Source organism: Vibrio natriegens NBRC 15636 = ATCC 14048 = DSM 759 (assembly GCF_035621455.1).
GTDB classification, from domain to species: domain Bacteria; phylum Pseudomonadota; class Gammaproteobacteria; order Enterobacterales; family Vibrionaceae; genus Vibrio; species Vibrio natriegens.
Genome location: NZ_CP141822.1, coordinates 2,854,725 through 2,878,866, shown reverse-complemented (window position 1 = coordinate 2,878,866; position 24,142 = coordinate 2,854,725). Strand labels below are relative to the sequence as shown.

The window sequence follows — 24,142 nt, the reverse complement described above, 5'->3', positions numbered from 1 at the left end:
CTCTATACCTTCCTTGCTAGATAGGCGTGCCTATGTCAGACAATATTCCAAACGATCCATTCGCAGATCGTGAATCCCAGAATTACGAAAATCCAATTCCAAGCCGAGAGTTCATTATCGAGTTCTTAACCCAAGCAGGCGTTCCAATGAACCGCAATGACCTGTTTGAAGCGTTAAAGCTAGAAGGCGAAGAGCAATACGAAGGGTTGCGTCGTCGTTTACGTGCGATGGAACGAGATGGCCAGCTAGTGTTCACTCGTCGTCAGTGCTACGCATTACCTGAAAAGCTGGAAATGGTGAAAGGTTACGTGATCGGCCATAAAGACGGTCACGGCTGGGTGCGTCCAGAAGGCAGTGTCGGCAAGGATAATGATATTGTACTTCCACACCATCAGATGAAGAACATTATTCATGGCGATTATGTGCTGGTTCAGCCAACTGACAACAGCAAACGTGGTCGACGTGAAGGTCGCTTAGTGCGTGTGCTTGAAGAGCGGAATGATCAAATCGTCGGACGCTTTTTCCTTGAATACGGTTACTCGTATGTTGTGCCTGATGACTCGCGCATCAGTCAGGATATTCTGATCCCGAATGAACACAAAGCGGGTGCCCGTATGGGTAACGTCGTGGTGATTGAAATCACCGATCGCGGTTCACGTTCGCGCGGCATGATGGGAAAAGTGGTCGAAGTACTGGGCGAAAACATGGCGCCGGGTATGGAAACTCAAATTGCGATTCGCACCCATCAAATTCCTCATGAGTGGCCTGAAGAGGTCAATCAGCAAGTCGCTAATCTTGGCGAAGAAGTTCCGGAAGAGGCTAAAGAAGGTCGTGTTGATCTGCGTGAATTACCATTGGTTACGATTGATGGTGAAGACGCGCGTGACTTCGATGATGCGGTTTTCTGTGAGAAGAAGAAAAGCGGTGGCTGGCGTCTTTGGGTTGCCATTGCTGACGTAAGTTACTACGTGCGTCCGGATTCGGCTTTGGACAAAGAAGCGATCAATCGTGGTAACTCCGTCTACTTCCCATCTCAGGTTGTCCCAATGTTGCCGGAAGTGCTTTCTAATGGTCTATGCTCGCTGAACCCACAAGTGGATCGCTTGTGTATGGTGTGTGAGATGACCATTTCAGAAACGGGTAAGCTGTCTGGTTACAAGCATTATGAAGCGGTGATGAACTCACATGCTCGTCTGACTTACACCAAAGTGCATCACATTTTGGAAGGTGATGAAGAACTACGTGAGCGTTACAAAGAGCTGGTTCCGCATCTTGAAGAACTGCACAGCATGTACAAAGTGCTGAAAGGAGCTCGTGAGCAGCGTGGTGCGATTGAATTCGAAACCGTCGAAACCAAGTTCATCTTCAATGCTGAGCGCAAGATTGAAAGCATTGAACCTGTGGAACGTAACGATGCCCACAAACTGATCGAAGAGTGCATGATCATGGCGAACATTGCGTCGGCATCACTGGTGGAAAAAGCCAAAGAGCCTGCGTTATACCGTATCCATGAAACGCCTGGGGAAGAACGCCTGATGGGATTCCGTGACTTCCTTGCTGAGCTTGGCTTAGAGCTTGGCGGTGGTCTGGAGCCGTCACCAACCGATTACGCGCATCTGATGAGCCAGGTTGGCGATCGTCCGGATCAAGAGTTGATTCAAACCATGTTGCTGCGCTCGATGAAACAAGCGGTGTATAACGCTGACAATGCCGGTCACTTTGGTCTGGCGCTACAGCGATATGCTCACTTCACCTCGCCAATTCGTCGTTACCCGGATTTGCTGTTGCACCGAGCTATCAAGTATCTGATTGCCAAACACGAAGGCCGAAATCAAGATCGCTGGACACCAACCGGTGGCTACCATTACTCGTTTGATGACATGGACTTCTATGGTGAACAATGCTCCATGACTGAGCGTCGAGCCGATGATGCAACTCGCGACGTCGCCGACTGGCTGAAATGTGAGTACATGCAAGACCATGTTGGGGATGAGTTAGACGGTGTGATCGCTAACGTGACCAGTTTTGGTTTCTTTGTTCGTCTAACCGATCTGCATATTGATGGTTTAGTGCACATTTCGACCTTGGCAAATGACTACTACCAGTTTGATCCGATTGGTCAAAGACTTATCGGTGAAAGCTTCGGTAATATCTATCGCTTAGGTGACGCGGTAAAAGTCAAAGTGTTAGCCGTAAACTTAAATGATAAACAAATTGACTTTGAATTGGTCGAAACAAGTCGTAAGCTACGCGGCGAAGGTAAGACCGCGAAGAAACGAGCGGCAGAAGCAAAACGTAAAGCGAAAGAGAAAAAACGCGCAGCGACACGTTCCTCATCGAAAGAAGGTGGTGCAGTGCGTGCCGTTCCTGCAATTGAACCGACCAAACGCCCGGAAGAAAGTGCAGCAGGAGGCCAGCGCAATGGTCCTAAGCGCGGTACTAGGAATGGTGAAACGGAAGGCAAAAAGAAGCCTAAAGTAAGAAAAGCGAGTAAGAAAAAGCCACACAGTAAGCCAAAGAAAACCAAACGCTCGAAACAAGACGAGTCGTAGGCTGAATAGCCAGTCTGGTGGTTGCTGGACTGGCTAAGGCACTGATACCAACTTATGAGATTGATTCCTATTGGTGTCATCAGAACAACAGGTTAAATAATGAGTAACGATTTTATTTACGGTATTCATGCCGTGAAAGCGGTATTGGAACGTGAACCAGAACGATTTATCGAAGCGTACGTGCTAAAAGGGCGCCAAGATGATCGTTTAATGCCAATCCTGAACGATTTACAGGTATGTGGCGTTTCCATTCAGCAAATGACACGTAAGACCTTGGATGATAAAGCACAAGGTGCGAACCACCAAGGCATCATCGCACGCGTAAAAGCGGCAAAGCAGCTGAATGAAAATGACATTGATGCGATTCTGGCGCAACATGAATCACCGCTTTTACTTGTGCTGGATGGTGTGACGGATCCACACAATCTTGGTGCGTGTCTGCGTAATGCGGATGCTGCTGGCGTAGCAGCTATTATCGTGCCAAAAGATCGCTCGGCACCGATGAACGCGACAGTAAGTAAGGTCGCGTGTGGCGCAGCTGAAGTGGTGCCACTGATTCGTGTAACTAACCTAGCTCGCACGATGCGTACGCTGCAAGAGCAAGGCATCTGGTTTGTTGGTACTGCTGGTGAAGCGACACACGATATTTACCAAGCGAAACTGACAGGGCCTCTGGCAATTGTAATGGGCGCAGAAGGCGATGGTATGCGCCGCTTGACACGTGAAACCTGTGATGATTTGATTAAAATCCCAATGGCAGGTAGTGTATCAAGCCTGAACGTATCGGTTGCGTCTGGCATCTGTTTGTTTGAAGCGGTGCGTCAGCGACTAGCCTCAAAATAGGCGTAGAACCAATTTTAAAGGTCAGTGACAATGACCAAAACTCAGGATGGGCAACCATCCTTTGTTATTTTTAGCTCATGCGTAGGGAAGTTATGACTCAACAATCTATAAAATTCATCGCCTTTGACCTAGACGGTACATTACTTGATAGCGTACCCGATTTGGCCATCGCGGCAGACCAGGCTGTTCAGGCACTTGGTTACCCATCGGTATCAATAGAGCAAGTTCGTGACTATGTCGGGAATGGCGCAGATGTACTCATTGGTCGCTCATTGAGTCAAAGTCTGACCATCAACCCTGAACTGAGTGAAGAGCTACGTGCAGAAGCGCGAGAACTGTTTGATGAGTTTTACGAGCAGAGTGGTCATAAACTGAGTCACCTTTACCCAACAGTAAAAGAGACACTGGCAGAGTTGCACCAGGCGGGTTTTACCCTTGCAGTCGTTACGAACAAACCTTCTAAGTTTGTACCGCATATCCTGGAGCAACATGGCATTGCCCATTACTTTGTCGATGTGTTGGGCGGTGATGCTTTCCCTGAGAAAAAACCAAATCCAGTGGCACTGAACTGGTTGATGGAAAAACATAAGATTCAACCGGGCGAAATGTTAATGGTAGGGGATTCGAAAAACGACATCCTTGCCGCGAAAAACGCAGGCTGTACTTCATTTGGTTTAACTTACGGTTACAACCATGGTGAGCCAATTTCTGCATCAAATCCGGACTTTGTCGCAGACAAGATGTCGGAATTATTGGAAGTTGTCGCCGTTTCTGCATAAGCGCGACAAAAAATCTTCCAAAATACTTGTTAATGAGTACACTGAGCTAACCGTGCATCAAAAAGTGCGCGGTTTTTCATTTAATTAGATTAAGAAGTCAAAGGAATCATTCTAATGAGCAAACCCATTGTATTGAGTGGTGTTCAACCTTCAGGTGAACTAAGTATCGGTAACTACTTGGGTGCTCTACGTCAATGGCACCAGATGCAAGACGATTATGATTGCCAATATTGTGTAGTAGACCTTCATGCGATTACGGTTCGTCAGGACCCTAAAGCGCTACATGAAGCAACTCTGGATGCACTGGCGATCTGTCTGGCTGTGGGTGTTGACCCTAAGAAGAGCACGCTATTCGTTCAGTCACACGTACCAGAGCATGCTCAACTAGGTTGGCTTCTTAACTGTTACACTCAGATGGGTGAGCTGAGCCGTATGACTCAGTTTAAAGACAAATCAGCTCGCTACGCGAACGACGTGAATGTTGGTTTGTTTGATTACCCAGTGCTTATGGCTGCGGATATTCTGCTTTATGGCGCACATCAGGTACCAGTAGGTAGCGACCAGAAGCAGCACCTTGAGCTAGCACGTGATATCGCAACGCGTTTCAACAACATCTATTCGCCAGAGAGCCCAATCTTTACGGTTCCTGAGCCATATATCCCGACGGTAAATGCGCGCGTAATGAGCCTTCAGGACGCGACTAAGAAGATGTCGAAATCAGATGATAACCGTAAGAACGTTATCACGCTGCTTGAAGAGCCTAAGTCGATCATTAAGAAGATCAATAAAGCGCAAACAGACACAGAAACACCACCAAGCATTCGTCATGATATTGAGAGCAAAGCGGGTATCGCGAACCTGATGGGCTTGTACTCAGCGGCGACAGGTATGAGCTTTGAAGAAATCGAAGCGAAGTACAAAGGTGTAGAAATGTACGGTCCGTTCAAGAAAGACGTTGGTGAAGCGGTTGTGGCTATGCTTGAGCCAATTCAGGCTGAATACCACCGTATTCGTGCCGATCGTGCTTATATGGATGAAGTGATGAAGCAAGGTGCAGAAAAAGCATCGGCTCGTGCAGCAGAGACGTTGAAGAAAGCTTACGCAGCGGTAGGTTTTGTGACTCGTCCATAGTCATAGCGTTAAGTACACAGTCTTCTAAAAAGCTCCGTAATGCGGAGCTTTTTTTGATCTGTTGACCGTGAATAGACTTCGCGTGTGAGTATATACGGGCTTTTTATTCAGTAAAAACTTGCCTTTCTGGTTTGGTGTTGCAAAATACCGCCCTCCATATATCACAAAAGTGTGGTTGAGACGGTAATGCCAAACGGATTGGGAGCAAGCGACACCTTATGTTGTTGATCATCGATAACTACGACTCTTTCACTTATAACCTTTATCAGTATTTTTGCGAACTTGGCGCAGAGGTAAAGGTAGTGCGCAATGACGAAATCGATATTCAGGGAATTGAAGCACTTAATCCGACTCACTTAGTCATCTCTCCTGGTCCTTGTACGCCAAACGAAGCGGGGATTTCGTTACAAGCGATTAAGCACTTTGCAGGTAAGCTGCCAATTCTGGGTGTCTGTTTGGGGCATCAAGCCATTGCTCAGGCCTTTGGTGGAAACGTGGTACGTGCGCGACAGGTGATGCATGGCAAAACCTCTCCGGTACGTCACAATGGCCGCAGTGTGTTTAAAAACCTCAATAATCCTCTTACTGTGACGCGCTACCACTCTCTTGTGGTTGAGAATGGAACATTGCCTGATGTGTTTGAATTGACCGCCTGGACGGAACTGCCAGACGGCAGTATGGATGAAATCATGGGCTACCAACACAAGACGCTGCCCATTGATGCGGTGCAATTTCATCCTGAATCTATCAAAACAGAACAGGGCCATGAACTGCTGGCAAACTTTCTAGCGCGTGAACTGATCTGATCTTGATCACTTTTCTTAACAAATAATTCATCTTTTAGGCGGTATGAGTGGATTGCAAAACTATGCGTTTCACTATTCTGCCTCGCCTTATTCATTTCTTTTTTCTCCTTCTAGCTCCTGTATTACCAGCCTTTTATAAAAAAAATCTTCGCTATTTTTGTTTCTTCATGCATAAATAATCACGAGTGGTGATTATTGGCAGTTTTGAGTCAATGTAAAAAGAATAAATCACTATTGAAATGGTTAATTGAATGTAAATACAATGCCGCGATAGCTTAAATGCAAAACATTATTTGCTGGTAAAGGGAACCGATTAAGTTCGCTTATCTGCTAAGCATGCGGTATTAAGAAGGAATGTGCGATGACAACGGAAATTAAAGTAGAGCGCGGTTTATTCGATGAGGTGATGGTACCTTGTTATAACCCAATGGAAATGATCCCAGTGAAAGGTGAAGGTTCACGTATCTGGGATCAGGAAGGTAATGAATACATCGACTTTGCTGGTGGTATTGCGGTGAGCTGTCTGGGTCATTGTCACCCTGCGATGGTAGAGGCGTTAACTGAGCAAGGCAAGAAGCTTTGGCACCTAAGTAACGTAATGACTAACGAGCCAGCTCTTCGTCTGGCTAAAACGCTGACAGAATTGAGCTTTGCTGAGCGTGTTTTCTTTGCTAACTCTGGCGCAGAAGCGAACGAAGCGGCACTAAAACTGGCTCGTCGTTACGCTGCCGATGTACATGGTCCTGAAAAATCAGAAATCATCGCATTCAAACAAGGCTTCCACGGCCGTACGTTCTTTACGGTAACGGTGGGCGGTCAGGAAGCTTACTCTGATGGCTTTGGTCCTAAGCCAGGTGACGTAACACACCTACCTTACAACGACATTGAAGCACTTCAGGCGCACATTTCAGACCGTACCTGTGCAGTGATGATGGAACCACTACAAGGTGAAGGCGGTATCGTGCCACCAACACCAGAATTCGCTCAAGCAGTACGTGAGCTGTGTGACAAGCACAACGCACTATTGATTTTTGATGAAGTTCAAACAGGTAACGGCCGTACAGGTCACTTCTACGCGTACCAAGGTCTTGGCATCACACCAGATATTCTAAGCACAGCGAAATCACTAGGTGGCGGTTTCCCTATCGGCGCAATGCTAACAACGGCAAAACTGGCTGAGCACCTTAAAGTTGGTACTCACGGTTCAACTTACGGTGGTAACCCACTGGCATGTGCAGTAGCTGAAGCGGTGGTAAACGAAGTAACTAAGCCTGAAACATTGGCTGGCGTTCTTGAGCGTGAAGCAATGTTCCGTGAAGGCTTGGAAGCGATCAACGCAAAATACAACATCTTCTCAGAAGTGCGTGGTAAAGGCCTATTACTAGGTGCAGCACTGAACGAAGAATGGAAAGGTCGCGCACGTGATGTATTGGTCGCTGCGGGTAAAGAAGGCCTGTTGGTACTGATTGCGGGCGCGAACGTCGTGCGTTTCACACCATCACTGGTTATTACACAAGAAGAAATTGAAGAAGGTTTGGCGAAACTGGATAAAGCGATCGCGACTTTAGTGTAAGCGATACAACAGAATAAACGTCAACGTATTTACCCCCGTTAAGGATTTCTGACGGGGGAGTTTTTCCTAAAATATAAATAACCTTAACTCGGGATAATTTAAGCCAGTCAGCACCGACTCAAGGCTTTAGTAACGAAATGAAAGTTGCATTTGTTGCGACTTTCTTATCCCTGCTTAAGGTTTATTAGGATTTTCTTGCATCTGGAGGGAGTATTGATGCTAGTAGTTCGCCCTATCGCGATGTCGGATTATGATTCGCTGCACACTTGTGCGGTTGAGTCTGGTCACGGATTTACATCTCTACCGGTTAACGAAGAACTGTTAACCAATCGAATCAAACATTCAGAGTACAGCTTTAGCAAACCGGACGTAAATGAGCCGGGTGATGAAGGCTACCTAATGGTCGGCTTTGACTCTGAAACGGGTGAAGTTGCAGGTACGACCGGAATCGAAGCATCTATTGGTTGGGATGTACCTTTCTACTCTTACCACATCAGTAAAGTCGTTCACTCATCGCCTAAATTAGGCGTGAATAATGTGGTGAAGTTGCTGACGTTTGGTAATAACTACACGGGTAACAGCGAAATCTGTACTCTTTTCTTGCGTGAGAAATTCCGCCAGGGTCTGAATGGTCGCCTGATGTCTAAATGCCGTTTCTTAATGATGGCAGAGCACCCAGAGCGTTTCTCTGAAACCATTTTTGCTGAGATGCGTGGTGTCTCTGATGCAAATGGTAATTCTCCATTCTGGCAGTGGTTACAAGAACACTTCTTCTCGATTGACTTCACTCTTGCGGACTACCTGACAGGTATTGGTAAGAAAGGCTTTATCGCGGACTTAATGCCTAAGCTGCCAATCTACATCAACTTACTCAGCCCAGAAGCACAAGCGGTGATTGGCCAGGTGCACGACAAAACGCGTCCGGCCCTCAAACTTCTGGAGCGTGAAGGATTTACTAACCGTGGCTACGTCGACATTTTCGATGCAGGTCCAACGGTAGAGTGCGATCTGCGCAATGTTGAATCTGTGCGCCATTCGTTCCGTGCTCGCGTAAAAATCGCAGCGCATAACAGCACGCAAGACTTCCTGATGTGTAACGCATCATTCGAGAACTTCCGTGCCGCAGCAGCAAAAGCAGCGTATGACCCTGAAACACAGAGTGTTGTACTAGCACCAGAACTTGCCGACGCACTTTTAGTCGAGGAAGGGGACTTCGTTCGCCTTCTACCGCAGTAACAGACGACAGAATTTAAGGATAGTAACAATGACACATTGGATTGCAGGTGAATGGGTACAGGGTCAGGGTGAAGAGTTTACGTCACTGTCTCCATACAATCAGGAAGTGATTTGGCACGGCCAAGGTGCGACGGCTGAGCAAGTAAACCAAGCTGTAGCGGCAGCTCGTGCTGCTTTTGTTGACTGGAAAAATCGTCCATTTGCAGAGCGCGAAGCCATTGTGCTGGCGTTTGCAGAAAAAGTGAAAGAAAACAGCGAAAAAATTGCTGAAGTGATCGCGAAAGAAACGGGTAAACCAATTTGGGAAACCCGCACAGAAGCGGCAGCAATGGCAGGTAAGATAGCAATTTCAATCCGCGCTTACCATGAGCGTACTGGTGAAGCAACGCGTGAAGCTGCGGGTAACCAAATCGTTCTGCGTCATCGTCCTTTGGGCGTGATGGCGGTATTTGGCCCTTACAACTTCCCAGGTCACCTGCCAAACGGCCACATTGTTCCTGCTCTTTTAGCAGGTAATACAGTGGTATTCAAACCATCAGAGCAAACGCCTTGGACTGGCGAGCTGGCGATGAAACTGTGGGAAGAAGCAGGTCTGCCTAAAGGTGTGATTAACCTGGTTCAGGGCGCGAAAGAGACTGGTATTGCCCTAGCGGATGCGAAAGGCATCGACGGTGTCCTATTTACCGGTAGCGCAAACACTGGCCACATTCTGCACCGCCAATTTGCAGGTCAACCTGGCAAAATGTTAGCGCTAGAAATGGGCGGTAACAACCCAATGGTTATCTCTGATAACTACGGTGATCTAGACGCAACGGTTTACACCATCATTCAATCTGCATTCATCAGTGCTGGCCAGCGTTGTACCTGTGCACGTCGCCTGTACGTACCGTTTGGTGAAAAAGGTGATGCATTGATTACTAAATTGGTTGAAGCGACGAATAAGATTCGCGTAGACCAACCATTTGCAGAACCAGCACCGTTTATGGGACCACAAATTTCTGTGGCGGCGGCGAAGTTCATTCTTGATGCTCAAGCTAACCTACAGTCACTTGGTGGAGAGAGCCTAATCGAAGCGAAAGCAGGTGAAGCGGCGTTTGTTTCTCCGGGCATCATTGATGTGACTAATATCGCTGAGTTGCCAGATGAAGAATACTTCGGCCCACTGCTGCAAGTTGTACGTTACGAAGGCTTGGAAAAAGCAGTGGAACTGGCGAATGATACTCGCTTTGGTCTTTCAGCAGGTTTGGTTTCAACCGACGACCAAGAGTGGGAATACTTTGTTGACCACATCCGCGCAGGTATCGTAAACCGCAACCGTCAGTTGACCGGTGCAAGTGGTGACGCGCCGTTTGGTGGTCCTGGTGCATCTGGTAACCTTCGTCCAAGCGCATACTACGCGGCTGACTACTGTGCTTACCCAATGGCATCAATGGAAGGTGGCGAAACACTGCTTCCTGCGACATTGAGCCCAGGTGTAGAACTTTAAGTTTCAGAAATAGAGCCACGGCGGTACTTCGTGGCTCGGATTGCCGATGCATCATTAAAGTATGGAGTCTTAATGAGGTCGGCATGAAAATAATTAAAAATGAGTGTGTGACTGACTGATACTTCATCACAGGTTAGGCTGCTCGTTCATTATTCTGGACAGTGTTATACCAATCGTAGTAAATAACTGACCATTCTAACTTGTTAAAACGTTCGATAACTGCGTTAGAATTTTTGATTGTAGAGTAACTACTTATCGAAAATTCTGCCTTGTTCTCAAACGTTTTTCCTACGTTATTTATGTTCTCTTACTTACTGTGATTGGTATTAGCGCTGTGAACGAGCCGCCAACATTCTTACCCTACATCTCGTAACAAGGAGCCGTTATGACCCCTGATGTGTTATTTGAATCTTTATGGCAAGACTACATTCAGCGTCTTTGCCCCTCTGCTGCTAAAGTTCATCAACTTCTTCAAGAAGATGAGCCTTTGATTAACGACCATATTGCACTGCGCACATTCAATGTTGAGCCTCTTGGCATTGAGACGCTGGCGAAGCCATTTTTAGCGATTGGTTACAAGGCGTGTGGTGACTATGTATTTGAAAGCAAAAAGCTTGTCGCTAAGCACTACGAGCACCCAGACCCAAAACAGCCTAAAGTGTTCATCAGTGAGCTCAAAGTAGAAGAGTGTTCGCCAGAGCTACAAGCGATTGTTGCTAAACTGGCAGCACAAGTGGATGCAGATAAACTCGCAGATAGCGCATTTTTACATGGCGGCCGCTTATGGGATCTCAGTTTTGCAGATTACCAGGTTTTGGCAAAAGAGAGTGAATACGCGTCCTGGCTGGCGGCACATGGATACGGCGCTAACCACTTCACGGTCAGTGTAAATCAACTGAATCAGCTTGATGAAGTGAAGCAAGTGAACGATCACTTGCGCCAAGCTGGATTTGTGATTAACGAGTCGGGTGGCGAAGTGAAAGGCTCGCCTGAAGTCCTGTTAGAACAGTCTTCAACCATGGCAGATAAAGTGCCGGTTAACTTTACTGAAGGCTCTGAGATCATTCCGGGTGGTTTTTACGAATTCGCGAAACGCTACCCAATGGAAAATGGTGAACTTTATCCGGGTTTTGTTGCAGCTTCGGCTGATAAAATCTTTGAGAGCACTAACGGTTAAGGCCTTCTCGGCTAGCAATACGTTTTCCTGATCTAAATAAAAAGCCACCAATGTTGCCATTGGTGGCTTTATTCTTTATTTGCGTTACTCGAATCTTAGATTAACGAGTACCGTAAACTACGATAGTTTTACCGTGCGCAGAGATTAGATTCTGCTCTTCTAGCATCTTCAAGATACGACCAACTGTCTCACGAGAACAGCCAACGATTTGACCGATTTCTTGACGAGTGATCTTGATTTGCATGCCATCTGGGTGAGTCATCGCGTCTGGTTGTTTTGCAAGGTTCAGAAGCGTCTGAGCGATACGACCAGTTACGTCTAGGAACGCTAGGTCACCCACTTTTTGGCTGGTTACTTGAAGGCGACGAGCCATCTGCGCAGAAAGACGCATTAGGATGTCTGGGTTTACTTGGATAAGCTGACGGAATTTCTTGAAAGAAATCTCAGCAACTTCGCAAGGAGATTTAGCTCGAACCCAAGCTGTGCGCTCTTGGTCTTCCTCGAATAGACCAAGTTCACCAATAAAGTCTCCTTGGTTTAGGTAAGAAAGGATCATTTCCTTACCTTCTTCGTCTTTGATAAGAACCGCAACAGAACCTTTAACGATGTAGTACAAGGTTTCAGCTTTTTCACCTGCGTGAATCAGCGTGCTCTTTGAAGGGTACTTATGAATGTGACAGTGTGAAAGAAACCACTCTAATGTCGGGTCGGTTTGAGGTTTACCTAGAACCATAATATCTCACTTCCTCTGCAGGGTACGCTTGCGCTATCCATATTTTAGCTAAGCCTGAATCAGGCTTACTAGAATAAGAGCACTTTTTATATGCTGCAAGCTATCTTGTGTTTCGGTAAGAAATAGTATCCTTTTTCTAGGATGATTTCTTGATTTTAATCGTGCCATGGTTGCTATTTTGTACGCAAAACTGTGCACATGATCACGGTATGAAAAGTAAACACTCCGAAAGCGAGATTTTTAGCCAATTTTTCCTGTTTCTATCAGTTGTTGTAGGATAGGCCTCACGATCAGCTCCATTGCAAAACTCATCTTGCCGCCCGGCACGACTATCGTGTTGTGACGTGACATAAACGAGCCGTCAATCATGGCCAACAGGTAAGGGAAGTCGACATTCTTGATCCCACGTAGTCGGATGACGACAAAACTTTCATCCAGACTCGGGATGCCTTTCGCGTTGAGTGGGTTCGATGTATCCACGGTTGGCACGCGCTGAAAGTTGATATGAGTACGTGAAAACTGCGGAGTAATGTAATTCAGATAGTCATCCATCGAGCGTACGATGGAGTCCATGACGGCCTCTCTTGAGTGGCCGCGGTCACGCGTATCCCGGACGAATTTTTGGATCCATTCCAAGTTCACAATCGGTACCATGCCAATAAGAAAATCGACATGTTGCGATACATTCACTTCACCATCGACCACGCCACCATGCAGCCCTTCATAGAAGAGTACGTCGCTGTTGTCTGGTAGGTCTTGCCACGGTGTGAAAGTGCCTGGCATCTGGTTATACGGTACTGCTTCATCAAAGGTGTGCAGATAGCGACGTATGCTGCCCGTACCTTCTTCGCCATATTGGCGGAAAAACTTTTCCAAGCCAGGAAAGTCATTGGCCTGAGGACCAAAATAGCTGATGTGTCTGCCTTGCTCGCGCGCTTTACGAATTTCGATATCCATTTCCGGGCGAGTAAAGCGATGGAAGCTGTCACCTTCAACCCAGGCTGGTTTGACGTTCATCATATTGAACATCTTACGGAAGGCTTCAGATGTAGTGGTCGTGCCGGCTCCGGATGAGCCGGTAACTGCAATAATTGGGTGTTTAGCTGACATGACAAACCTTGTCGAAAATTACTTTCCTTTAAGTGCAGCAGGCATCTACTGCACAAGTGATGGTCCACTATAGCACGTAACAACGGCTTGTCATTGGGTGGGGTACGGTAAAATGTGAAGGGCTTGGGGAAAAGAACCTAGTACTTTGCTTTTAATTGAATATCCACCGTTTCATGCAGTTCGGAATACACGATAACCGCTTCGCCTTTCTCTAGCTGTAATTTAACTTGGTCGATCTTATCTTGCAGAGATACTTCCAGCGTGCCGTAATCTGTCCCTTCACGCAGAACAAATTCACGAATCAGGTTTTCCAGTGTTTCTGGCGCAATGTCTTGCCAAGGAATGATCATAAATACCTCAAAATTTTATGACGAGTAGTTAGTCTAGGTTGACCTTTGCAGCAAAAAACTGAGTGCTAAAGGCCAACTTCTCCAAGTCTACTGTGTCTTACGTTTTGATACAGCAGAAAGGTGCTCCGCAGCGATACTCTCGTAATAGGATGGCAACGCTTCTTCGAGCCAAAACTTCGGCTTTAGTGCAGACCCTGAGATAAAACCAACATGCCCGCCGTGTTCATACAGGCGATAGTCAATATTGGCGGGTAGGACAAATTTAGGGATAACCTCATCAGTCATAAATGGGTCATCCTTAGCGTGAATGATCAGCGTCGGCAGTTTGATTTGTTGTAACTTGCTCAACCCAGAGCATTGGGTGTAATAGTCTTGAGCATCTTTAAACCCATGCAGAGGGGCGGTGATCAAATCATCGAACTCTTGTAAGCGCGTGACACGCTTGATTGAATTGTAAGAGAGTGCCAGCTCTCCATGGAGTAACGTGTGCTTTTGTAAGGCGTTCCGTTTTAAAGATGAAAGCAAATAGCGGCGGTAAACCTTGGAAAAACCCTGTTCAATGCGGTTAGCGCAAGCCGCTAAGTCGAGAGGAGCAGACACAATCGTTGCCGCTTTCAGTATCGGGTTATCTTGATATTGCGCTAAGTAGTTTGCCAGCATATTCCCCCCTAAGGAAATACCAATGGCGACTTTAGGGTTGTCCGGAAATTGCTTTTCAAGATGTTCAAGGAAAAAGCGAGCGTCTGTCACTTCTCCTGAGTGATAAGCGCGGGCTTTTTTGTTTGGCTTTCCGCTACAGCCACGAAAGTGCATCATCACCGAAAGCCAGCCAGACTGAGCAAACGCGTTCATGAGTCCGTTGGCATACGGGCTGTAGAAGCAGCCTTCCAAGCCGTGAAACAGGATAAAAATAGGTTTGTGCTGAGCGGTTTCTTTGTTTGGATCTTCACTCCAGGCGATATCAAGAAAGTCACCATCCGTGGTATCCAGCGTTTGCCAGACAGGGGCAAACAACGCTTTTTTACGAATAAAGCGTGGTAGAAGGGTCTGGAGGTGTGGGTTTTTCATCCCAGCGGCTGCTAAAAATTGTGTCATACCTAACTGCTCTTATGCGTCCTCCAACATCCATGGGAGAACTTATTAATATAATCCTTTATAAATATTATAGGTACTTTATACCTAAATGACTTCAAGATGCAGGATTCAGAGTGTTGTCACCGGAGCCAGTTCAAGGAACCAGCATTCCACGTTGTTTAATACAATTTATGGATGCTTTGGCGGGTGAATATTTGGCACTGGGATAGCAAAAGCTTGTTGTAAATGTTCACCGCCTAACTGACGGCAATATCTGAGCGTGAGAGGATCACCGTCGTTTTTTATCAGGCTGAGCGAGTTGATGCAGTCGACTAAATCGGATTGCTGCTGTTTTTCTAGCTGAAGCTCAAACTGCAGTGTTTCGCGATACAATGCATCATTGACTTGAGATTTGAGGTGGCGTCTCAGGTCGCGAAAAGAGTGTAGCAAGGTCTCACTTCGGCCTAGACAGCTTTGAACCAAATGCCAGTCTTTTTCTTGGAAGATAAGCTGCTGCTCGTCGAGCCATCGGAGCAGCAGTAACAGATTCACGTTGCCGTGATAGTTGTTTTGTAATGATAAGCACGCTTCTTTTACTTCCCGGACACCATAAAACTGCAAACTGAATTGCCATAGATGCTCTAAGGTAAGGGTGTATTCTGCGTGCTTATTTGTCATTGATTAAACTCTAGCTCCATCTGCTCTAACTCTTCCTGAACAGACATCCATTCCATCTCAACTTCTTCGAGCTCTGATTTGCTCGATGATTGAAGCGCTAACACTTCATTTAGTTTAGCTTTATTTTCGGCTTCATACAGTGAGTTATCCGCCAATTGCTCTTCTGCTTTTGCTAGTGCTGCACCCAACTTATCCATTTTATTTTCTAATTGTGTCAGCGTTTTGCGAATTGGTGCCGTTTGTTTACGAAATTCGGCTTCGCGGCGCTTCTGCTCTTTTTTGGCAGAGGCACTGTTGGCAGTGTCCTTTGCGGGTTGTGATGCCTGCGCCTCTTTACGCTCAACTCTTTGTTGCTCTGTTAGCCATTTGTAGTAGTCATTTAAGTCACCATCAAATGGCGCAACTTGGCGGTCATGAACGAGATACAAGTCATCTGTCGTTGCACGTAACAGGTAACGGTCGTGCGACACGATCACCATTGCGCCTTCGAACGTTTGCAACGCCAACGTCAATGCCTGACGCATGTCTAAGTCTAGGTGGTTGGTTGGTTCATCGAGTAGTAACAGGTTTGGTTTCTGCCAAACGATCAATGCCAACACCAAACGTGCTTTTTCACCGCCAGAGAATGGTGCGACCTTCTCCAGCGCTTTATCACCCTGGAAGCCAAAACTACCCAGATAATCACGCAATTGTTGCTCGGTTTGATCCGGCGCGATTTGCATCATGTGTTGCAGCGGCGTTTCTTCCGGGTGGAGAGTTTCAAGCTGGTGCTGAGCGAAGTAGCCAATCTTCACGCCTTGTGAGTAGGTCAGGTCGCCACCTTGTGCTTTGAGCTCGCCAGATAGCAGTTTGATCAGCGTTGATTTACCCGCGCCGTTACGACCAAGTAGACCGATGCGGCTGCCCGGGACTAGGTTAAGGCGGATTTTCTCCAGAATTAAGTTGTCATCGTAGCCTGCCGAGACATCATCCATCATCATGATTGGATTTGGCAAAGCGGCAGGTTCACGGAATTCAAAGCTGAATGGGTTATCGAACTGCGCTGGTAGCACTTTCTCCATACGTTCCAGTGCTTTAATCCGGCTTTGCGCCTGACGTGCTTTGGACGCTTTGTAGCGGAATCGGTCGATGTAGCTTTGCATGTGCGACATCTGCTTCTGCTGCTTTTGGTACATTGCTTGCTGCAGAATCATTTTTTGTGCGCGCTGGTTTTCGAATGACGAGTAGTTGCCCGTGTATTCATTGAGCTGCTGGTTCTCGATGTGGATGATGCGTCCCACGATAGGATCGAGAAAATCACGGTCGTGCGAGATCAGAATCAGCGTACCCGGGTAGTTTTGTAGCCAGCGTTCCAGCCACATTACCGCATCCAAATCCAAGTGGTTGGTTGGCTCATCGAGCAATAGTAAATTTGAGCGACAAAGCAGCGCTTGAGCCAGGTTAAGGCGCATACGCCAACCACCAGAAAATTGAGTCAGACTCCAGCTCATCTGTTCCTGACTGAACCCTAAGCCATCAAGCAACTCTGCTGCACGGGCGCGAATACTGTAACCACCAATGGTTTCGATTTTGCCGTGAATTTCCGCTACCAGAGTACCGTTGTCTTGCTCTTCAGCCGCTTCGAGTTGCTGTTCAAGGCCGCGAAATTCACGATCGCCATCAATGACATACTCTAATGCACTGCGTTCCAGCGCCGGGGTTTCCTGTGCTACCCATGCCAGTTCCCAGTGCTGAGGTTGGCTGAACGAGCCGGCATCAATGGACAATTCGTCTTTTAGCAAAGCAAACAGGGTGGACTTACCACAGCCATTTTTGCCCACTAAGCCGACTTTATCTCCGGGATGGATAGTCGCAGAAGCTTGATCTAAAAGAGGTTTACCGCCACGCAGTAACTGAATATCAGAAAAGGTAATCATAGAGTCGTCATTCACTTTGCGCAGTGCGCGTTGCTTTGTCACTAAGGTCGTTATCTAGCGGTGAATAGTAGGGGTATTGGCGCTAAAAGTCGATCTCTGCGCACGAATTGCATTATGCTGCACAAAAACGTATAACATTTTGATAACGGATAAAAATGACCACAAGGACGACCATTTGGCTGTAACAGCGTCTAGCCCCCCAAGAGTTCTGGTTATCTATGCACACCCAGAACCCTATAACTCCATTGCCAATCAAGTGATGATAAAGAGAATTCAATCGCTTGATCACGTAACGGTGCACGATCTGTATGGTGCGTATCCAGACTTCTTTATTGATATTAGCCACGAACATGAGCTCCTGATGGCGCATGATGTGATCGTATTTCATCATCCTCTTTATATGTATTCCTGTCCTGCTTTGTTAAAAGAGTGGCTGGATCGTGTGCTTGGTAAAGGCTTTGCGTTCGGCGATGGTTGCGCTCTGAAAGGGAAATACTGGCGCAGTGTGATCACCACGGGCGGCAAAGAGGAAGCATTCAGTACTAAAGGCTACAACAAATATCCGTTAGAGCAGATTCTTCAGCCATTTGAGTTGACTGCGGCACTGTGTCAAATGCATTGGCTGGAACCACTGGTTCTGTATTGGTCACGAAATGTCTCCGATATTGAGCGTTATGACCATGCGGAGCAGTATCGTCGATGGTTGGGCGATCCTTTGAAAGACTGGAACGCAGCAAAAGAACAGGGAGTCCAGCATGGCAGTCACCAGTGAGTTTCTTCAAAGCAGTGTGGTGTTCCTTTCCGCTGCGGTTATCGCCGTACCACTCGCCCAGCGACTTGGTCTGGGCTCGGTGCTGGGTTATCTATTAGCAGGCGTCTTGATTGGACCATGGGGATTAGGGCTGATCAGTGATGTAGATGCAATTTTGCACTTTGCTGAGCTCGGGGTCGTATTGCTGCTGTTCTTAATTGGCCTCGAATTGAATCCCAAAAAACTGTGGCAGATGCGAGGGCCGATTTTAGGACTTGGTGGTGCGCAGGTTGTGGTGACCACATTTGTTATCGGCAGTATTGTCAGTTTGTTCGGGCTGAGCATGCAAGTGAGCCTGGTGATTGGGATGGGACTGGCGCTGTCTTCAACCGCTATTGCGTTGAGAGTGATTGAAGAGCAAGGGCTGAATGGCACGGAAACCGGGCAGTCAGGCTTTGCAGTCCTTCTGTTTCAGGATATTGCCGTCATCCCGATGTTGGCCATACTGCCTCTGTTAGCCGGGGGGCAAACCGGCGGAGATTGGTTAGATGTATTGACGGTGCTCGGCAGCGTTATTGCGTTACTGATTGGCGGCCACTTTTTGCTGCGTCCTCTGTTTCGATTTGTTGTCATGAGCGGGGTGCGTGAGCTATTTACCGTTGCAGCTTTATTGGTTGTTCTGGGCATTTCGGTTGTGATGCAAAAGCTGGGTTTATCGATGGCGCTTGGCACCTTTCTGGCTGGTGTGCTACTGGCGGAAAGTGAATATCGTCATGAGTTAGAGATAGCTATCGAGCCTTTTAAAGGTTTGCTACTCGGGTTGTTTTTCATCGCAGTTGGGATGGCGGTGAACCTTGGCTTACTGGCTCTGCAACCTTTGGAGATCCTTGCTGCAGTTGTGGTATTGGTATCGGTGAAAGGGTTGGTTCTTTACGCACTGGCGCGTGCTGCCCGTGTTCGCACAAAAGCACGTAGCCGTATGGCGGCCATTTTGAGCCAGGGCGGGGAATTTGCGTTCGTGATTTTCACAGCGGCGAGCCAGGAAGGCATCTTAACTCAACAGCAAGTCGCGTTTTTGTTGGTCGTGGTCAGTTTATCGATGGTGACCACACCGCTCATTTTGATGGGACAAAAGAAGTGGTTTGCACATACGCTTAACCAAGAAGAGGAAAGCGTCACCAGCAATGTGGTCGACCGTCGTCCACGGGTAATCATCGCGGGTTTTGGTCGTTTCGGTCAGGTGGTTGGGCGTTTGATGTATGCCAACAAAATTAAAGTGACGGTATTAGAAAGTGATGCCAGCCAAATTCACCTGCTACGTAAATATGGCTACAAAGTGTTTTATGGTGATGCAACCCAGATTGATTTGTTGCGCGCAGCTGGCGCGGATAAAGCGGAAGCGCTGGTGATTTGTACTGATTCGCCAGATGAAGTGATGGCGATTGTTGACATCTGCCGGGCACATTTTCCTAAGCTTAAATTACTTGCCCGAGCCCGAAGCCGGGTTGAAGCCTACCAGCTGATGAGCCATGGTGTGCAAAACTACTCGCGTGAAACCTTCTTAGGGGCACTTGATCTTGGTCGTCAGACGCTGGTCGAACTCGGCATGCACCCATATCAAGCAAAGCGGGCAGAAGCACATTTTCGTAAGCTAGATAATGCTATGCTTAAAGACTTACTGCCTCAACACAGTGAAGATAAGAAACTCGCTCAAAGAGCGAAAGAAGCTCGTAAAGAGCTAGAAGAAATTTTTGGTCGTGAAATGGAAAGCGATCATCAGTCGCCCAATCATTGGAAGTAGTACTTGAACTTAGGTTCAAGATAAGGAAATAGCGTGAAAATTAAAAAACGTTTTATTGCTGGTGCAAGTTGTCCACAGTGCAGCCAGCAAGATACCCTACGCTGGTGGATAGAGAACAACATTGAGTTGGTAGAATGCGTTGAGTGTGATTATACAGAGCAGCGTAAACCGCAATCTGTAGAGAAAAATAAACACTCAGGGCAGGAAATGATCGGGATTTTTAAGCCGGAGTAATTGAACTTCGATAATAGATCCCCATAATACACCGTATCAACTCAGTACTTAACCCCGTTCAGGTTAAGTCAATTAATCTCTCTGGAGTTAGTATGAAAATCGAAAAGAACGTTGTTGCAAGCCTTGCATACAAAGTAATGTTGGAAGACGGTGTTGTTGTTGATCAATCAACAACTGAAGCACCTCTTGATTACCTTCACGGTCACAACAACCTAATCACAGGTCTTGAAAAAGAACTTGAAGGTAAAGTGGCAGGCGACAAGTTCTCTGCAACTGTAGCTCCTGAAGATGCTTACGGCGAGCACAACGACGCGCTTGTTCAACGTGTTCCTGCAGAAGTGTTCCAGGGTGTTGACCAAATCGAAGTAGGTATGCGTTTCCTAGCGGATACTGATCAAGGTCCAATCCCTGTAGAAGTAACAGAAGTAGACGGCGAAGAAGTAGTGGTTGATGGTAACCACATGCTTGCTGGTCAAACACTGACGTTTGAAGTTGAAGTTGTAGCAACTCGCGAAGCAACTGCAGAAGAGATCGAACACGGTCACATCCACCAAGGTGGTGGTTGTTGTGGTGGTCACGATCATGACCACGATCACGATCACGACCATGATCATGAAGGCGGCTGTTGTGGCGGCGGTAGCTGCGGTTCTCACTAATTCGCAGTTAACACCTTCTAAATTCTGAATGAAAAAGCGCAAGTTGATCGTCAACTTGCGCTTTTTGTTTATCTGATGTTTAGTGCTGAATAGTTAATTCAGTTGTTGGTAACGTTATGAACAAACCATTCTCCATCGCCATTCACGGCGGCGCTGGCACAATATTACGTGAACAAATGAGTGATTCACTGCAACAGGCTATTTTGACGGATCTGGAAGCTGCCGCAAAAGCGGGTCATCAGATATTGGCGAACGGCGGCGCGTCACTCGATGCGGTCGTTGCCGCAGTCAAAGTGCTGGAAGATTCCCCTCACTTCAATGCTGGTAAAGGCTCAGTATTAACACACAATGAAATGGTTGAGATGGACGCTTCAATCATGGATGGCAGTAATTTGGCTGCTGGTGCGGTGGCGGGCGTAAGGCATATTAAAAACCCGATTGAGCTGGCGCGAGATGTGATGCAAAAGAGCAATCATGTCCTGCTGGTTGGTGAGGGGGCCGAAACATTCGCTTTTGAAAATGGACACCAATATACCGAACAAGATTACTTCTTTACTGATCGACGTTACGAACAGCTGATCTCGATGCGAGAGAAAGGGGAGTTCGCGCTTTCTGAGTCTCGTTATCCTGATGATCGTAAACACGGAACGGTCGGTGCGGTTGCTTTGGATCAGCATGGTAACTTAGCGGCGGCGACCAGCACGGGTGGCGTGACGAACAAAAAATACGGTCGGATTGGTGATTCAGCGTTGATCGGCTGTGGAACCGTGGCTGAAAACGGTGTGGTTGCGGTTTCTACCACGGGCATGGGCGAGTTCTTTATTCGTAAACGCGTCGCAGAAGATGTGGCGGCACGAATACGCTATCTCAAAGAAGATGTACATACCGCCTGTGAGACAGTGATTCAGGGCGATCTAAAAGCCATGGGTGGGGAAGGTGGTTTGATTGCTATCGATGCAGAGGGAGAACTGCATTTTGCGATGAACAGTTCCGGCATGTACCGGGCGGGTATCAACACTCAAGGCGAGTTGAGTGTAAAAATCTATGCGGATGAATAGCCTTTGAAATAGAGCCCAAAAACAAAGCCCAGCTTATTGCCGGGCTTTGTTTCGTCTTTCTCGCCACACATTAGTAGTGTGGTGGTGGCGGCTCGTTGGCTGGATCTTCCATATTGGATGAGTCCATATTTTTTACTTTGCCCACCACGTATTTCATCTGATCTTGCATCTTAGTAATCAGCAATTGTTGCTGAGATAACGCTTGGTTCAGATCGTCAATCGTCTGTTCTTGGAACGCAGCCTGACACTCAAGGTCATTAATGCGCGCTTCCAGTTGCTGAATAAGTTTTTCTGTCATGATCCGTTCTCTAACTGCCAAGCCTGGGCGATACCTGCGGAAGTGGCAGTAATTACACGTTGTTTGGCATCAAAGGCTGCATCATACACGACCGCACGAGGAGGGCGAGTATCTTTTTTCGGCTCGACTTCGAATCCATCGACTCGTTTACCGCTCTGAGTATCCCACACGGACACGCGACCGGATGGGCTACCTGTGACCAGTTGAGAGCCGTCATCAGAGAACCTTGCGGTGGAGAATATCAGCTGACGAGACCAGCTGCTCAACTCCGACACTTTTTCACCTGTCTCCAAATTCCAGATAATGGCTTGGTTGCCGCCATCCGAGCTCATCGCCAGTTTCCCATCGCGTTGCAAAGCAACCCTTACCACTCGTTGTTCATGCTCAAAGGCTCGAAGAATTTGTCCGGACTCGGTATCCCAGAGAAAGGCCTTATAGTCATTGCCACCCGTTAGCGCAAAACGGCCATTGGGAGAGATAGCCACGCTGTTGACTTTTTCTTGATGAGCAAGGAACTCCAGACGACGCCCGGTGACTAAGTTGACATAAATCGCTTTACCGTTTGAAAGGCCAAGCAGCACTTGTTCGCCGTTACTGGTGATGTCTATATCGCGAATCAGAGCATCTGAAATCGACCAAAGCCCTTTGGCTTGTGTCCAGCCGAGATCCCAGACCGCGAAGTTCATCTGGCCTGCGGTCACCGCATAACGACCGTTGTCTGAGATGCGAATATGAGACACCACATTCGCCTCAGCATCCAGTTCGCCCAGTTTGGCTAATTGTTCATTTTGCTCAAGGTCCCATAATATTAAGTGATCTATTTGAGAGTAGAGCAGTGCGAATCTGCCATCGCGGCTCAGTGCAAAACTGGTCGACCCTTGCGGTTCAAGGGGCCAGCGTTGCACTTCAGACTCGGTAAAAAAGCAACCATTTAACGTGGTGATGACAATTAAATATAGGAATAAATGAGAAATTCTTTGCATCACATCTAATAATCCAGTTTGTGTCTTAAGACATATAGCTAGTATATTGGTATAACGATTGTCTTCACTAGTCTCATAGAAGAATTGTGCACAACAACCAATGGCTAAGCCATTATTGGGAGAATTTAATGAAATCAGTTTTAAAAGTGTCGCTACTTGCTGCAACAGTAATGCTAGCGGTAGGCTGTCAGAAAGAAGAAACAAAAGCAGAAGAAGCTGCACCTCAAGCTGAGCAAGTTCAAGCAGAAACTGGCAAAGCAGTTCACTTTAAAACCGACGATGACAAAGCGGCGTACGCAATTGGCGTTTCATTTGCTAACTACCTAAGCACCAGCATCGAGAAACCAAGCGAAATCGGCATCGACCTAAACAAAGATCTTGTTCTTAAAGGTATTGAAGATGTATTTAAAGGTAACGCTGAGCTAAATGAAGAAGAAACTCGCGCAGCGCTGGAATCTCTGGATAAGCGCGTAGCGGACAAGATGCAAGCGCAAGCTGCTGAGAAAGCGGCAGCAGCGAAGAAAGCTGGCGATGACTTCCGCGCTGAGTTTGAGAAGCAAGAAGGCGTAGTGAAAACGGAATCTGGTCTTCTTTACCAAGTGATCACCCAAGCAGAAGGCGAGAAGCCAAAAGATACTGACACAGTACAGGTTCACTACAAAGGCACACTGACTGATGGTACTCAGTTCGATAGCTCATACGATCGTGGCGAGCCAGCAACATTTCCTCTAAACCGTGTAATTCCAGGTTGGACGGAAGGCGTGCAGCTAATGCCTGTAGGTTCAAAATTCAAGTTCGTTATCCCGCCAGAGCTTGCTTACGGCGACCAAGACACGCCAAGCATTCCTGCTAATTCAACGCTCGTATTCGAAGTTGAACTGCTAAAAGTAGAGAATGATAAAGCTGAGTAATCAGAA

Annotated in this window: 23 protein-coding genes; 15 read left to right on the top strand and 8 right to left on the bottom strand. The window is 47.2% G+C overall.

All coding sequences use genetic code 11. The features are described from left to right. Window positions 1-32: 32 nt before the first annotated feature. From rnr to VER99_RS13045, 9 genes are all read left to right on the top strand, one after another. Window positions 33-2,552: a ribonuclease R gene (rnr, locus tag VER99_RS13085; protein ID WP_020336180.1), complete on the top strand. Its 2,520-nt coding sequence runs from the start codon at window positions 33-35 to the stop codon at window positions 2,550-2,552. Between the two features lie 99 nt (window positions 2,553-2,651). Beyond that, the gene (gene rlmB / locus VER99_RS13080) at window positions 2,652-3,395 is read left to right on the top strand and encodes a 23S rRNA (guanosine(2251)-2'-O)-methyltransferase RlmB (RefSeq protein WP_014233196.1); all 744 of its coding nucleotides are present in this window, start codon (window positions 2,652-2,654) and stop codon (window positions 3,393-3,395) included. A gap of 92 nt (window positions 3,396-3,487) precedes the next feature. Beyond that, window positions 3,488-4,174, top strand: coding sequence for a phosphoglycolate phosphatase (locus tag VER99_RS13075; protein ID WP_020336179.1), 687 nt, complete (start codon window positions 3,488-3,490; stop codon window positions 4,172-4,174). 114 nt (window positions 4,175-4,288) lie between these two features. Beyond that, window positions 4,289-5,305 carry a tryptophan--tRNA ligase gene (gene trpS, locus VER99_RS13070; protein ID WP_014233194.1) on the top strand — a complete coding sequence of 339 codons (1,017 nt, stop codon included), beginning with the start codon at window positions 4,289-4,291 and terminating at the stop codon, window positions 5,303-5,305. Between the two features lie 218 nt (window positions 5,306-5,523). Further along, window positions 5,524-6,111, top strand: coding sequence for an aminodeoxychorismate/anthranilate synthase component II (locus tag VER99_RS13065; RefSeq protein ID WP_014233193.1), 588 nt, complete (start codon window positions 5,524-5,526; stop codon window positions 6,109-6,111). Window positions 6,112-6,472: 361 nt separating this feature from the next. After that, window positions 6,473-7,684 (top strand): aspartate aminotransferase family protein, encoded by a 1,212-nt coding sequence (locus VER99_RS13060; RefSeq protein ID WP_014233192.1) that lies wholly within the window; start codon window positions 6,473-6,475, stop codon window positions 7,682-7,684. 216 nt (window positions 7,685-7,900) lie between these two features. After that, window positions 7,901-8,920, top strand: coding sequence for an arginine N-succinyltransferase (gene astA, locus VER99_RS13055; protein ID WP_014233191.1), 1,020 nt, complete (start codon window positions 7,901-7,903; stop codon window positions 8,918-8,920). A gap of 28 nt (window positions 8,921-8,948) precedes the next feature. After that, window positions 8,949-10,406 carry a succinylglutamate-semialdehyde dehydrogenase gene (astD, locus tag VER99_RS13050; protein ID WP_020336178.1) on the top strand — a complete coding sequence of 486 codons (1,458 nt, stop codon included), beginning with the start codon at window positions 8,949-8,951 and terminating at the stop codon, window positions 10,404-10,406. 385 nt (window positions 10,407-10,791) lie between these two features. After that, on the top strand, window positions 10,792-11,583 hold the full coding sequence (locus VER99_RS13045) for a DUF1338 domain-containing protein (RefSeq protein WP_020336177.1): 792 nt from the start codon (window positions 10,792-10,794) through the stop codon (window positions 11,581-11,583). 100 nt (window positions 11,584-11,683) lie between these two features. On the opposite strand, the gene crp is transcribed toward VER99_RS13045, so the two are convergent. The 6 genes from crp to VER99_RS13015 all read right to left on the bottom strand — a co-directional run bounded on the left by crp (window position 11,684) and on the right by VER99_RS13015 (window position 17,444). Further along, complete coding sequence (gene crp, locus VER99_RS13040; protein ID WP_005381432.1) at window positions 11,684-12,316, bottom strand: cAMP-activated global transcriptional regulator CRP; 633 nt, start codon at window positions 12,314-12,316, stop codon at window positions 11,684-11,686. Between the two features lie 240 nt (window positions 12,317-12,556). Then, entirely contained in the window at window positions 12,557-13,426 is an 870-nt protein-coding gene (locus VER99_RS13035) for a phosphoribulokinase (protein ID WP_014233188.1), read from the bottom strand. 137 nt (window positions 13,427-13,563) lie between these two features. Next, window positions 13,564-13,776, bottom strand: coding sequence for a YheU family protein (locus VER99_RS13030; protein ID WP_014233187.1), 213 nt, complete (start codon window positions 13,774-13,776; stop codon window positions 13,564-13,566). An 87-nt stretch (window positions 13,777-13,863) separates the two neighbouring features. Further along, a complete protein-coding gene (locus VER99_RS13025; RefSeq protein ID WP_020336174.1) occupies window positions 13,864-14,871 on the bottom strand; it encodes a hydrolase in 1,008 nt (335 codons plus the stop codon). A 168-nt stretch (window positions 14,872-15,039) separates the two neighbouring features. Next, the gene (locus VER99_RS13020) at window positions 15,040-15,528 is read right to left on the bottom strand and encodes a TIGR02444 family protein (protein WP_014233185.1); all 489 of its coding nucleotides are present in this window, start codon (window positions 15,526-15,528) and stop codon (window positions 15,040-15,042) included. Continuing rightward, window positions 15,525-17,444, bottom strand: a complete 1,920-nt coding sequence (locus VER99_RS13015; protein WP_031334810.1) for an ABC transporter ATP-binding protein — start codon at window positions 17,442-17,444, stop codon at window positions 15,525-15,527. Before VER99_RS13015 ends, VER99_RS13020 begins: the two co-directional genes overlap by 4 nt. A gap of 175 nt (window positions 17,445-17,619) precedes the next feature. Here VER99_RS13015 and kefG point away from each other — a divergent pair, with 175 nt between their 5' ends. From kefG to VER99_RS12990, 5 genes are all read left to right on the top strand, one after another. Then, window positions 17,620-18,216, top strand: coding sequence for a glutathione-regulated potassium-efflux system ancillary protein KefG (kefG, locus tag VER99_RS13010; RefSeq protein ID WP_020336172.1), 597 nt, complete (start codon window positions 17,620-17,622; stop codon window positions 18,214-18,216). Continuing rightward, a complete protein-coding gene (kefB, locus tag VER99_RS13005; protein ID WP_014233182.1) occupies window positions 18,200-19,996 on the top strand; it encodes a glutathione-regulated potassium-efflux system protein KefB in 1,797 nt (598 codons plus the stop codon). Before kefG ends, kefB begins: the two co-directional genes overlap by 17 nt. Window positions 19,997-20,029: 33 nt before the next feature. After that, the gene (locus tag VER99_RS13000; RefSeq protein ID WP_014233181.1) at window positions 20,030-20,230 is read left to right on the top strand and encodes a YheV family putative zinc ribbon protein; all 201 of its coding nucleotides are present in this window, start codon (window positions 20,030-20,032) and stop codon (window positions 20,228-20,230) included. A gap of 92 nt (window positions 20,231-20,322) precedes the next feature. Continuing rightward, window positions 20,323-20,886, top strand: coding sequence for a peptidylprolyl isomerase (gene slyD / locus VER99_RS12995; RefSeq protein ID WP_020336171.1), 564 nt, complete (start codon window positions 20,323-20,325; stop codon window positions 20,884-20,886). 116 nt (window positions 20,887-21,002) lie between these two features. Next, window positions 21,003-21,944, top strand: a complete 942-nt coding sequence (locus tag VER99_RS12990; protein ID WP_014233179.1) for an isoaspartyl peptidase/L-asparaginase family protein — start codon at window positions 21,003-21,005, stop codon at window positions 21,942-21,944. Window positions 21,945-22,014: 70 nt separating this feature from the next. On the opposite strand, the gene VER99_RS12985 is transcribed toward VER99_RS12990, so the two are convergent. Both VER99_RS12985 and VER99_RS12980 read right to left on the bottom strand, forming a co-directional pair. Then, window positions 22,015-22,242, bottom strand: coding sequence for a SlyX family protein (locus VER99_RS12985; RefSeq protein WP_014233178.1), 228 nt, complete (start codon window positions 22,240-22,242; stop codon window positions 22,015-22,017). Further along, entirely contained in the window at window positions 22,239-23,225 is a 987-nt protein-coding gene (locus tag VER99_RS12980; RefSeq protein ID WP_020336170.1) for a WD40 repeat domain-containing protein, read from the bottom strand. Before VER99_RS12980 ends, VER99_RS12985 begins: the two co-directional genes overlap by 4 nt. Before the next feature lie 128 nt (window positions 23,226-23,353). Here VER99_RS12980 and fkpA point away from each other — a divergent pair, with 128 nt between their 5' ends. Continuing rightward, window positions 23,354-24,136: an FKBP-type peptidyl-prolyl cis-trans isomerase gene (gene fkpA, locus VER99_RS12975; protein WP_020336169.1), complete on the top strand. Its 783-nt coding sequence runs from the start codon at window positions 23,354-23,356 to the stop codon at window positions 24,134-24,136. Window positions 24,137-24,142: the final 6 nt, after the last annotated feature.

Excerpts from the sequence above, each read along its gene's own strand:
- slyD (WP_020336171.1), top strand. The coding sequence starts at position 20,323 with ATGAAAATCGAAAAGAACGTTGTTGCAAGCCTTGCATACAAAGTAATG.
- crp (WP_005381432.1), bottom strand. The coding sequence starts at position 12,316 with ATGGTTCTAGGTAAACCTCAAACCGACCCGACATTAGAGTGGTTTCTT.
- astD (WP_020336178.1), top strand. The coding sequence starts at position 8,949 with ATGACACATTGGATTGCAGGTGAATGGGTACAGGGTCAGGGTGAAGAG.
- VER99_RS13025 (WP_020336174.1), bottom strand. The coding sequence starts at position 14,871 with ATGACACAATTTTTAGCAGCCGCTGGGATGAAAAACCCACACCTCCAG.
- VER99_RS13075 (WP_020336179.1), top strand. The coding sequence starts at position 3,488 with ATGACTCAACAATCTATAAAATTCATCGCCTTTGACCTAGACGGTACA.
- kefB (WP_014233182.1), top strand. The coding sequence starts at position 18,200 with ATGGCAGTCACCAGTGAGTTTCTTCAAAGCAGTGTGGTGTTCCTTTCC.
- astA (WP_014233191.1), top strand. The coding sequence starts at position 7,901 with ATGCTAGTAGTTCGCCCTATCGCGATGTCGGATTATGATTCGCTGCAC.
- VER99_RS13035 (WP_014233188.1), bottom strand. The coding sequence starts at position 13,426 with ATGTCAGCTAAACACCCAATTATTGCAGTTACCGGCTCATCCGGAGCC.
- VER99_RS13045 (WP_020336177.1), top strand. The coding sequence starts at position 10,792 with ATGACCCCTGATGTGTTATTTGAATCTTTATGGCAAGACTACATTCAG.
- VER99_RS13030 (WP_014233187.1), bottom strand. The coding sequence starts at position 13,776 with ATGATCATTCCTTGGCAAGACATTGCGCCAGAAACACTGGAAAACCTG.
- rnr (WP_020336180.1), top strand. The coding sequence starts at position 33 with ATGTCAGACAATATTCCAAACGATCCATTCGCAGATCGTGAATCCCAG.
- rlmB (WP_014233196.1), top strand. The coding sequence starts at position 2,652 with ATGAGTAACGATTTTATTTACGGTATTCATGCCGTGAAAGCGGTATTG.
- VER99_RS12980 (WP_020336170.1), bottom strand. The coding sequence starts at position 23,225 with ATGCAAAGAATTTCTCATTTATTCCTATATTTAATTGTCATCACCACG.
- fkpA (WP_020336169.1), top strand. The coding sequence starts at position 23,354 with ATGAAATCAGTTTTAAAAGTGTCGCTACTTGCTGCAACAGTAATGCTA.
- VER99_RS12985 (WP_014233178.1), bottom strand. The coding sequence starts at position 22,242 with ATGACAGAAAAACTTATTCAGCAACTGGAAGCGCGCATTAATGACCTT.
- trpS (WP_014233194.1), top strand. The coding sequence starts at position 4,289 with ATGAGCAAACCCATTGTATTGAGTGGTGTTCAACCTTCAGGTGAACTA.
- VER99_RS12990 (WP_014233179.1), top strand. The coding sequence starts at position 21,003 with ATGAACAAACCATTCTCCATCGCCATTCACGGCGGCGCTGGCACAATA.
- VER99_RS13060 (WP_014233192.1), top strand. The coding sequence starts at position 6,473 with ATGACAACGGAAATTAAAGTAGAGCGCGGTTTATTCGATGAGGTGATG.
- VER99_RS13020 (WP_014233185.1), bottom strand. The coding sequence starts at position 15,528 with ATGACAAATAAGCACGCAGAATACACCCTTACCTTAGAGCATCTATGG.
- VER99_RS13015 (WP_031334810.1), bottom strand. The coding sequence starts at position 17,444 with ATGATTACCTTTTCTGATATTCAGTTACTGCGTGGCGGTAAACCTCTT.
- VER99_RS13065 (WP_014233193.1), top strand. The coding sequence starts at position 5,524 with ATGTTGTTGATCATCGATAACTACGACTCTTTCACTTATAACCTTTAT.